The following is an 8,812-nucleotide window of genomic DNA, read 5'->3' as shown; positions in this document are numbered from 1 at the left end:
AGATTTTTTGGGTGAGATTCTGCGGAAAGTGAAAAATGCAGAATCTAAATATGGATTGCCACGATTTTGCAAAGCAAAATCTCGCAATGACGAAAAATCACGCTAGATTCTGCGAATTGTGCGAAAATTTAATGGATTGCTTCGTTGCGTTCGTTGCACTCACGCGCCTCGCAATGACGAAATGGTAAAAAATTCTGCGTTCTCTTACAATTCGCAGAATCTTGGATTGCCACGATTCTGCTTCGCAGAATCTCGCAATGACGGAAAATTAAGGCAGATTCTGCGAATCGCACAAAAACGCAGAATCTAAATATGGATTGCCACGATTTGACAAAGTCAAATCTCGCAATGACGGAAAAACACGCTAGATTCTGCGATTCGTAAAAAATTTAATGGATTGCCACGATTCTGCTTCGCAGAATCTCGCAATGACGAAAATGTGGCGTAAATCTCGCAATGACGGAAAATTAAGGCAGTTTCTGCGATTTGTGCGAAAAATGCAGAATCTACTCTAAATTCGCAGAAACTAATAGAATCTACCCACCCCCTTAATCCCACTCCGCAAGGGAGGGGGAGAAAATGCAAAATCTCCGCAAGGGAGTGGGAGAATTTTTGAGATTCTTCGCGAACGAAGTTCGCTCAGAATGACAAAGTTTGTGCGAGATTCTGCGATTTATGAAAAATCTAATGGATTGCCACGAAAATGCTTTGCATTTTCTCGCAATGACGGAAAATTAAGGCAGATTCTGCGATTCGCACGAAAATGCAGAATCTGCGAGATTTTCGCCACTTTGCCTATTCGATTCGCTTGAATCTTTTCGCAAAAAGGGCTGCACCCCCCCCCCGCCCTGCTCCCCCTACGCGCCAAAAAGCAGCCGCTTTTTCGCTTTTAGGGGGAGAGCCTCGCTTTTCCGCTTCTAGCAAAAAATCGGCGGTTGCACTACTGCAACCTTGAATCCGATTTTTTGCACCACGAAGCGGGCGAGATTCGGTGCTTCGCACGGATTTGATTTTTTGGGATGGTTGCTTCGCTTCGCTCGCAAATTCTGCGAATTGCCACGATTCTGCATTCGCAGAATCTCGCAATGACGAAATGGAGGTAGATTCTGCGAATTAAATAAAAAATCACAAAATCTTGGATTGCCACGATTTTGCAAAGCAAAATCTCGCAATGACGATTCGGAGCGTGTGGATTGCTTTGGCGATTCGTTGAATCGCCTCGCAATGACGGAAAATTAAGGCAGATTCTGCGATTCGCACGAAAAACGCAGAATCTAAATAAATTTTGCAGAATCTGTGAATTTTTTCGTGCGAGATTCTGCGAATTGCAAGAAAAATGCAGAATCTACTCTAATATCGTAGAATCTAATTGAGATATTTCGCTACGCTAAATATGACAATATTTTTTGGATTGCTTCGTTGTGGCTTCGCCACTGCCTCGCAATGACGGATTTTTTAGATTCTGCGAACGCAGAATCTACCCACCCCTTAATCCCCCTCCGCAAGGGAGGGGGAAAAATGCAAAACCACCGCAAGGGAGGGGGAGAATTTTTGAGATTCTTCGCTCGTTTCACTCGCTCAGAATGACAAATTTCTGCGCTAGATTCTGCGAATCGTAAAAAATCTAATGGATTGCCACGATTTTGCAAAGCAAACTCGCAATGACGGAAAATCACGCGAGATTCTGCAATTCACACAAAAATGCAGAATCTAAATAAATTTTGCAGAATCTGTGAATTTTTTTCGTGCGAGATTCTGCGAATTGTAAAAAATCTAATGGATTGCCACGATTTGACAAAGTCAAATCTCGCAATGACGGAAAATTAAGGCAGATTCTGCGATTCACGCTAATTTCGCAAAATCTTGCAAGGGTGATTCGTGGTGTGAATTTAGTATGGTTGCAATGTGAATCGCCCTAATCCAAATGAGCATTGTTTGCCAAGCCCGATAAGTTCGCCTATTTTTAGTAATGTGTAGCTTTGTTTATCCAAACTATCTATAAGTATGTCGCCCATAAGTCCGCCCAAATTCATAGTATTGTGATGGCGGGATTTGCGGTATAATTCGGTGTATTTTAGATTTATGCTTATTAGTTTTGCGCTAGATTCGTGCAAAGATTCACTATTTTTGCCAAAAATGGCTAATTTTCGCTTGTGAAGTGAGCTAAAAATATCGTGCAACGATAGCGCGTTGTCTCGCACGAAAATATTGTTTTTCTTTATGCGAAGCGGTGTGGTAAATGTAATTTTTGCGCGTGGCGTGAAATTATCGATATTTAGTTGTGTCCTAAAATCTAATGGCATTTTTATATCATCATTGCAAAAGCAAAATTTGTCATTTACAAAAATCACAATGTCTTTAAAAATCTCCCGCGCTCCGTTGATATTTAGCCCTATCTCACAAAGCATTTTATGCAAACTTGCAAGGATTACAGGCGCGTTTTGGATGGCAGATTCAAACAAATAGATATTAAAATCATAGCGCGGTGCGCCTAGCTTAAAATCCAAGCAAAAATTGTGATAGGTATTTTTGCGCTCATAGAAGTCAAAAAAGGCGCAAGATTCTGCGCTTTGGCAAGATTCGCATTTGCCGTCATCTTTGGTGCAAACTACGCTTTTTAGCGCGTATCCTAATGCGCCTCGAATCTGTGAGCCGATAAAAAATGGCGGGATAAATTCATCGCGGGATAAAATGGAGATTTTACAAAAATCTATCATTTTACAAACTTTTTAGGCAATCATCTTTAAGGCATTTTTGATTAAAAGATTCGATTATTTGTTGCAAATCGCTTTGAATTGTTTGTGGCGAATCTTGCCCTTTTGTTATATGCACCAAATTATTTCTAATTTTATTTATGTCTTTTATGAGATTGCATAGATTTTTAAACACAATTAAATGTTTGCTACGAATGATAGATTCTAACTCATCAAATAAATCTTTGTCTAAATAAAATTTGCATTTTTCATAACATTTATCTTTTTTGGTTTGATAATTAACGCTATTTAAATCATTATCGCATACAAAATACATAAATTCTTTTACCGCCTGTTGCACTTTGTATGGCTCATTATTACTATTTTTCCGCCATTTTGTAAAATAACCTTTTTGATTTAAACTATCCAAAATATACAGCGAAATCGCCTCGCTAATGTATGTTGCGGATATTAAATAGTATTTTTTTAAGTGCATAAGTCGCGCTAATTTGCAGTATTTATTATAATCTTTTTTTGTGCTTTGAATATCTTTAAAGACGCCTAAAATAAACTCTGTATCTTTTAAAATATTCTCCAAACCACCAAACGCAGAATCTGCCTTTGCCTTTTGTAGCTCGGTATTGACTTTGTCTAGCAACTCAAAGATTTGACTAAACGCATTTGCGTGAAGTGCGTTTGAAAAATGTGTAAGCGCGATGATAAAAGGCTCATTTATTTTCATCTCTGGCACACGCAAAGTTTGCGTAAATGTCTGCAAACAAAGTGCAATAAGACTAATTTGTGAATATCGCTCTAAACTTATATATTGAAACAAATCGCGCTCTTGCGAATCTTTGCCTTGCGTTTTTGCAAAAAGTAGCGTTATGGATTTTTTGGTGCTAATTTGCGCTAACACACTTGCAAAACTAGCAATAATAGGCTGATGGCGAAATCCGTGCGTAACATCTAAAATGACATTTTTGCTTTGGGTATTTTTGATAGATTCGATAACTTGGCTAAAAACAGATTCGATGTCGTTGTCGGGCACTTTTATCGGCTCATTTTTATCAAAAATCGCCTTGCATTGTGGCAATGTGTCAAAAATCTCATTTTGATATTTGATAGATTTATCTGTGCCAATAAAAGTGTAAGTCGCATCTTTGCCAAAGCTCTCTACCAAACAATGCGTGGAGTTGTGAAAATCGCCATTTTTTAATTGTGGCAAATCTAACGCAGAATCTTTACTATACGCACTTTTTACAATCTTACCATCTTTATCTTTGCCCGCCATTCCCAAAATTGCAATGATATGAAAATCCATAATCTGCACCTTGCCAAATTTATTTCATAAAGCCCATTTTTTCAAATTTGCCGATGTTTTTGGTTTTCACTTCACCACAAAGTCTTTCATAAAAATCATCGGCATCTTTGATTGGGTTAAATTTATGTCCCTTTACCACCACAGCAAAATCACCAATGGTAAGATTATCCACGCTTTTAATGAGCTTTTTTACACTAGCATTGCATTTTAATCCTAATAGGGAGCATTCTCTCTCTAACAATTTTGCCTTTTGTTCATCATTTAGTGCTTTAAATTCTAATTTCACATCAAATCGCCGCAAAGCCGCCTTGTCAATATCGCTCATCAAATTTGTCGTAGCGACAAAAACGCCATCAAATTTTTCCATTTGGGTTAGCATTTCGTTAGTTTGAGTTAATTCATAACCACTTGCGCCACTTCTATCACGCAAAAAGCTATCCACTTCATCAAAAACTAACACCATATCGCGCTTTTTAGCGTCCTTAAAGGCATTTGCGATATTGTGCTCCGTGCCACCTACAAATTTATCTAGCAAATCACTTGCATTTTGCACTACGCAATCTCTTTGCAATTCCTTTGCCAAATATTGCGCAAAGGCACTTTTCCCTGTGCCACTTACGCCATAGATACAAATTTTGATATTTCTATCATTTTTTAGCGCGGATATTAGTTTATTTAAATCAAAATCCACATTGATAAATTCTAGCGAATAGCTTTTTGGTAGAGTGGATTTATTGGGTTTTTTGCGTTTGGGTTTTTCAGGCAAAAGGCGAATCGTGGTTTTTTGTGCTTTGATGGTGTTTTTGATAAGCGTTTTAAAGTTAAGCGCAAAATCCCCGCCTATCATTGTGCTTACATCATTTGCTTTATAAATCACAGCAGGGGCAAATCTTTTTATATTTAGCGCAAAGTCCATAGTTGCCTTGTCTAATTTATCTCCACACACATTTCGCAGAATCTGCATTTTATGCTCTTTTTTACTAACAGCGATTTTCATCACACAATCAAATCTACGAATCGTTGCATTATCAAGCAATGAAATTTTGTTGATTATCCAAATCGTAGGCACGACATTTGTTTCTAAAATCTCATTTAAAAATGCCTTGTTCTCTAATCGCTTATCTTGCACGGAAGCATTTAAAATATCCTCCACTTCATCATAAAGTAAGATATTTTTTGGATTCACAAACTTTTGCGATAAAACATATAGACTTAATCTATCTTTGCTATCAAGCACACTGCCATCATAATCGCTTTTTACTTTGTATAGATTTAAACCCACGCTTTTTGCAAGCAACTTTGCTAACTCCGTTTTCCCCATACCAGCTTCGCCATAAAGCAATATATTTGCGCCGATTCTGCGTTGTTTTGTAGCTTGGGTAAGATATTTTGCCATTAAATCAAAATCCACCACATAAGGATAATGCTCTTTTGTAAGATTGCTTTTTTCGCATAGCTCTACAAAGTTTGCAACTAAATCATTTTTATCATTGCACTCGCTTATCAAAATATCTGCGAGTAGCGTATTTGCAAACTCAAATGGCTCATTAAACGGTCTAGAATCGCTGTTTAAAATCCCTGCTTGTTGCAATATGCTTTTTCTTTGCAGTGCCAAAGCTACGCTCTCATAAGGGTAACCTATTATTTTGCTAACAACCATTGCCAATCGGCGTGGAGCGTCTGTTTTAAGTGATTGTATAAAACTATATAGCGTCATACAATGTTCTGCAATGGTGATACATTTTATAATCGCTACCTCCGTTTCATTCAAAGATAGCATATCTTTTAAATAACCCACATTTTTTTCTAAATTTTTGCAATGTGCTGAATTGCGTAATTTTTGTTGAAATGATTTATTGTCTTGCAAAGTTTTTAACTCTTTTTTGCAAAAATCTATAACTTGATTTGTGTATTTCACTGATTCGATTGTCTCACCATTAAGACTATTATAGATTTTGCTAAATCCTAAAAAGTTCGCTACATTTTCATTTAAACTATCTTTGCCAAAAAACAATGCGCTATTTTTAGAAGTGATAAAATTACACATATAAATCTTTGCTTGGTTATCAAAAAATTCAAATCCAAACTCATCTATACTTGGTGAAGGTATATCTGCCACTTTTTTAAATCTACCCATTTAATTCCCCTTTTATTTTAAAATTTAAGTTGCAATTTTAGCAAAAATCTTATAAAAATCGCAGAATCTTAATATTCCCTAAATCGCTCGTGGGCAAATATCTTTTTGGTAACCTTAATGCCATCTTCGATGGATTCGACAGAGATTCGCTTGGTGGTAGCATAAATAGGTGTTACGCCCAAACTAATCGCAAAGCGCACCATCGCATAAGTCGCACCAAAATCGCCCTGCACTAGCAAATAATCGCCTTTTTTGGCGTTTGATTTTAGCGCGGTTTTAAAATCGCCTAAAAATTCATCTAAACGCTCCGCATCTGGTGGGATATTGCCCCATTTTTCATTTGTGATATTCATAAAATTTGTAATATTAAATCGCTTTGTAGATTCGCTCTTTTGGGCTTCTGTAAGCTCGTGATTTAGCAAAATAAAAAGCGTTTTGGGCGTTTTTGGCAAATCTGGGTTTATGATAAAGTTTAGTTGCTTTAAAGATATTCTTATGCTATTTTTGATTAAGTGGATTTTATGCTCGTCATTGTGGCTTATGTGGGCTAAATCATTGCGTATGTGTTTGATTGATTCTATTAGCTCTTTCCATAATTTCAAATCATCGGCGTGTTTTTCGGCATAATCCTGCGCCCTTTGAAAATCATAAAAGACATTTTTGTCAAATTTAGTGTTATTTGGCTTGTTGCCTGTCAAAATAAAGCTCCGCACCGCTACGGATTGCTCATAAATGCTAAAACCTTCCGTTTCGATAATATCTGCTTTGATAAATCTATCAATCGCATACAGCGCGATAGATTCGTGGATATAAGTCGCAGCGATTAAATGAAAGCCTTTTTTATACATAATCCTTGCTAAATAGTAGTATTTTTCGTAATCTGTCGCATTTTTTATCGCCTCAAACTGCAACAAAATCTTTTCTACTTCACCTAAAATATTCTCTAATCCCATAAATCTTTCTCTTTTTTTTGCTTGTTTTAGCATAGATAGCGATTTGTCTAGCAAATCAAAGATTTGACTAAACGCATTTGCGTGAAGTGCGTTTGAAAAGGCAGCTAGCGAAGCAAGAAGTGGCTCTTTGTATTGATATTTGCTTTTTTGCATACTTAAAGTTTTCACAAAATTTTGCAAACTCATCGCAATAATGCTAAGGCGCGAATATTGCTCCAAACTTGTATAGCAATAAGTGCCATCGCTTTGCGCTTTGGCAAAGATTAGCATAATGCGCTTTTTGTTGTAAATCTGCTTTGCTAATGTGCTAGCAAAACTCGCAATAATGGGCTGATGGCGAAATCCGTGCGTAATGTCGATTATGATATGATTAGCGCGACAAAGTTTGATTGCCATTAGAATCTTGTGAAAAATGTCCTTTAATTCGTCATTTTGCGGGAGAATCTGTGGCGAAAATTTCTCAAAAATCGCCTTGCATTGTGGCAATGTGTCAAAAATCTCATTTTGATATTTGATAGATTCGACTGTGCCGATAAAAGTGTAAGTCGCATTTTCGCCAAAACTATCGATTAGACAATGTGTAGAGTTGTGAAACGCGCCATTTTTTAGTGGCAATTTTAGTGTAGAATCTTTGTCATAAACACTCTTTGAATCCTTGCCCGATATGCCTAAAATCGCAATGATATGAAAATCCATAAGTCGCCTAAATCAAAAAATAAAAGTGCAATTATAGCAAAAATTACAAAGATTTTTAAAGTAAAAGCAAAACACACCAAATCATCATTATGAGATTCGCATCACGCTCCGTCATTGCGAGACTTGACGAAGTCAAGTCGTGGCAATCCACAAAAATATTATTAGATTCTGTGTTTTTTCGTGCAAATCGCAGAATCTAAAAAACAACTTCCCTTGCGCGTGGTGATTCTATTCTTTTCCCCTCCCAAATGCGCGCGGGGGATTAAGGGGGGGGGGTATTTTTCGCATTAGATTCTACGAATTTCGCAGATTCTACGACTCGCCTCATTTTGTCATTGCAAGATTTGACGAAGTCAAATCGTGGCAATCCATTATTTTATTTTGGTAGTTCTGCGAATTGTGCGAAAAATGTAGAATCTAAATAAATTTTGCAGAATCTGTGAATTTTTTCGTGCGAGATTCTGCGATTTGTGAAAAATCTAATGGATGGATTGCTTCGTTGTGGCTTCGCCACTGCCTCGCAACGACGAAAGGTTTTAAGTGTTTAATCCCCTAAAATCGGGTCATAATAAAATGGAGGTTACTATGGCAAAGGAATATGGCAAATTTTAGTCCCCTATAAAATCGGGTCGGTGTAAAACAGCTATGATTTTATTGATAAAGATATAAGTGTTTTAGTCCCCTATAAAATCGGGTCGGTGTAAAACTTATAAAGTAGTGGATATAGTTCTGGGAGCAATGTTTTAGTCCCCTATAAAATCGGGTCGGTGTAAAACAACATATGAAGTTAAATGATTTCATAAATTCCCGTTTTAGTCCCCTATAAAATCGGGTCGGTGTAAAACTCTAACTCGTCCAGCATTAGAAGTAGGCTTCGTTTTAGTCCCCTATAAAATCGGGTCGGTGTAAAACTGTAGTTGTGAAGTAAGTGGATGCAATTCTAGGTTTTAGTCCCCTATAAAATCGGGTCGGTGTAAAACCAAAGTAAAATTTGGAGTTCTGTTCTTAAATA

At 37.0% G+C, this 8,812-nt stretch carries 13 protein-coding genes and 1 CRISPR repeat array; of the genes, 4 read left to right on the top strand and 9 right to left on the bottom strand.

All coding sequences use genetic code 11. The features are described from left to right. Nucleotides 1–118: 118 nt before the first annotated feature. Nucleotides 119–310, top strand: a complete 192-nt coding sequence (locus ACWIUD_RS11925; protein WP_454149364.1) for a hypothetical protein — start codon at nt 119–121, stop codon at nt 308–310. A gap of 26 nt (nt 311–336) precedes the next feature. Here ACWIUD_RS11925 and ACWIUD_RS11920 read toward each other — a convergent pair whose 3' ends face one another. After that, a complete protein-coding gene (locus tag ACWIUD_RS11920) occupies nt 337–585 on the bottom strand; it encodes a hypothetical protein (protein ID WP_454149362.1) in 249 nt (82 codons plus the stop codon). 59 nt (nt 586–644) lie between these two features. Between ACWIUD_RS11920 and ACWIUD_RS11915 the strand changes: the two genes are divergently transcribed. Continuing rightward, nucleotides 645–812: a hypothetical protein gene (locus ACWIUD_RS11915; protein ID WP_454149360.1), complete on the top strand. Its 168-nt coding sequence runs from the start codon at nt 645–647 to the stop codon at nt 810–812. On the opposite strand, the gene ACWIUD_RS11910 is transcribed toward ACWIUD_RS11915, so the two are convergent. Next, nucleotides 796–1,002 (bottom strand): hypothetical protein, encoded by a 207-nt coding sequence (locus tag ACWIUD_RS11910; RefSeq protein ID WP_454149358.1) that lies wholly within the window; start codon nt 1,000–1,002, stop codon nt 796–798. The two genes, ACWIUD_RS11915 and ACWIUD_RS11910, sit on opposite strands and share 17 nt — an antisense overlap. Here ACWIUD_RS11910 and ACWIUD_RS11905 point away from each other — a divergent pair. Then, nucleotides 992–1,117 (top strand): hypothetical protein, encoded by a 126-nt coding sequence (locus ACWIUD_RS11905; RefSeq protein ID WP_454149356.1) that lies wholly within the window; start codon nt 992–994, stop codon nt 1,115–1,117. The two genes, ACWIUD_RS11910 and ACWIUD_RS11905, sit on opposite strands and share 11 nt — an antisense overlap. Nucleotides 1,118–1,193: 76 nt before the next feature. Next, complete coding sequence (locus tag ACWIUD_RS11900; RefSeq protein ID WP_454149354.1) at nt 1,194–1,373, top strand: hypothetical protein; 180 nt, start codon at nt 1,194–1,196, stop codon at nt 1,371–1,373. A gap of 9 nt (nt 1,374–1,382) precedes the next feature. Here the strand turns inward: ACWIUD_RS11900 and ACWIUD_RS11895 are convergent, their stop codons facing one another. The 7 genes from ACWIUD_RS11895 to ACWIUD_RS11865 form a co-directional block, all read right to left on the bottom strand. After that, on the bottom strand, nt 1,383–1,676 hold the full coding sequence (locus tag ACWIUD_RS11895; RefSeq protein ID WP_454149352.1) for a hypothetical protein: 294 nt from the start codon (nt 1,674–1,676) through the stop codon (nt 1,383–1,385). Then, nucleotides 1,673–1,846, bottom strand: coding sequence for a hypothetical protein (locus tag ACWIUD_RS11890; protein ID WP_454149350.1), 174 nt, complete (start codon nt 1,844–1,846; stop codon nt 1,673–1,675). Before ACWIUD_RS11890 ends, ACWIUD_RS11895 begins: the two co-directional genes overlap by 4 nt. A gap of 43 nt (nt 1,847–1,889) precedes the next feature. Next, complete coding sequence (gene cas6 / locus ACWIUD_RS11885) at nt 1,890–2,717, bottom strand: CRISPR system precrRNA processing endoribonuclease RAMP protein Cas6 (RefSeq protein WP_454149348.1); 828 nt, start codon at nt 2,715–2,717, stop codon at nt 1,890–1,892. Nucleotide 2,718: 1 nt separating this feature from the next. After that, nucleotides 2,719–4,014: a TM1812 family CRISPR-associated protein gene (locus tag ACWIUD_RS11880; protein WP_454149347.1), complete on the bottom strand. Its 1,296-nt coding sequence runs from the start codon at nt 4,012–4,014 to the stop codon at nt 2,719–2,721. A gap of 19 nt (nt 4,015–4,033) precedes the next feature. Next, nucleotides 4,034–6,151, bottom strand: coding sequence for an AAA family ATPase (locus tag ACWIUD_RS11875; protein WP_454149345.1), 2,118 nt, complete (start codon nt 6,149–6,151; stop codon nt 4,034–4,036). 68 nt (nt 6,152–6,219) lie between these two features. Then, nucleotides 6,220–7,800 (bottom strand): CRISPR-associated protein Csx20, encoded by a 1,581-nt coding sequence (csx20, locus tag ACWIUD_RS11870; protein WP_454149343.1) that lies wholly within the window; start codon nt 7,798–7,800, stop codon nt 6,220–6,222. Nucleotides 7,801–8,176: 376 nt separating this feature from the next. After that, entirely contained in the window at nt 8,177–8,314 is a 138-nt protein-coding gene (locus ACWIUD_RS11865; protein WP_454149341.1) for a hypothetical protein, read from the bottom strand. A gap of 91 nt (nt 8,315–8,405) precedes the next feature. Further along, nucleotides 8,406–8,780: direct repeats of the CRISPR family, unit length 36 nt; unit sequence GTTTTAGTCCCCTATAAAATCGGGTCGGTGTAAAAC. Nucleotides 8,781–8,812 lie beyond the last annotated feature (32 nt).

The organism is Helicobacter sp. 23-1044 (assembly GCF_053654695.1).
The sequence above is the reverse complement of the archived record's forward strand: the minus strand, read 5'-3'. Positions and strand labels throughout refer to the sequence as shown.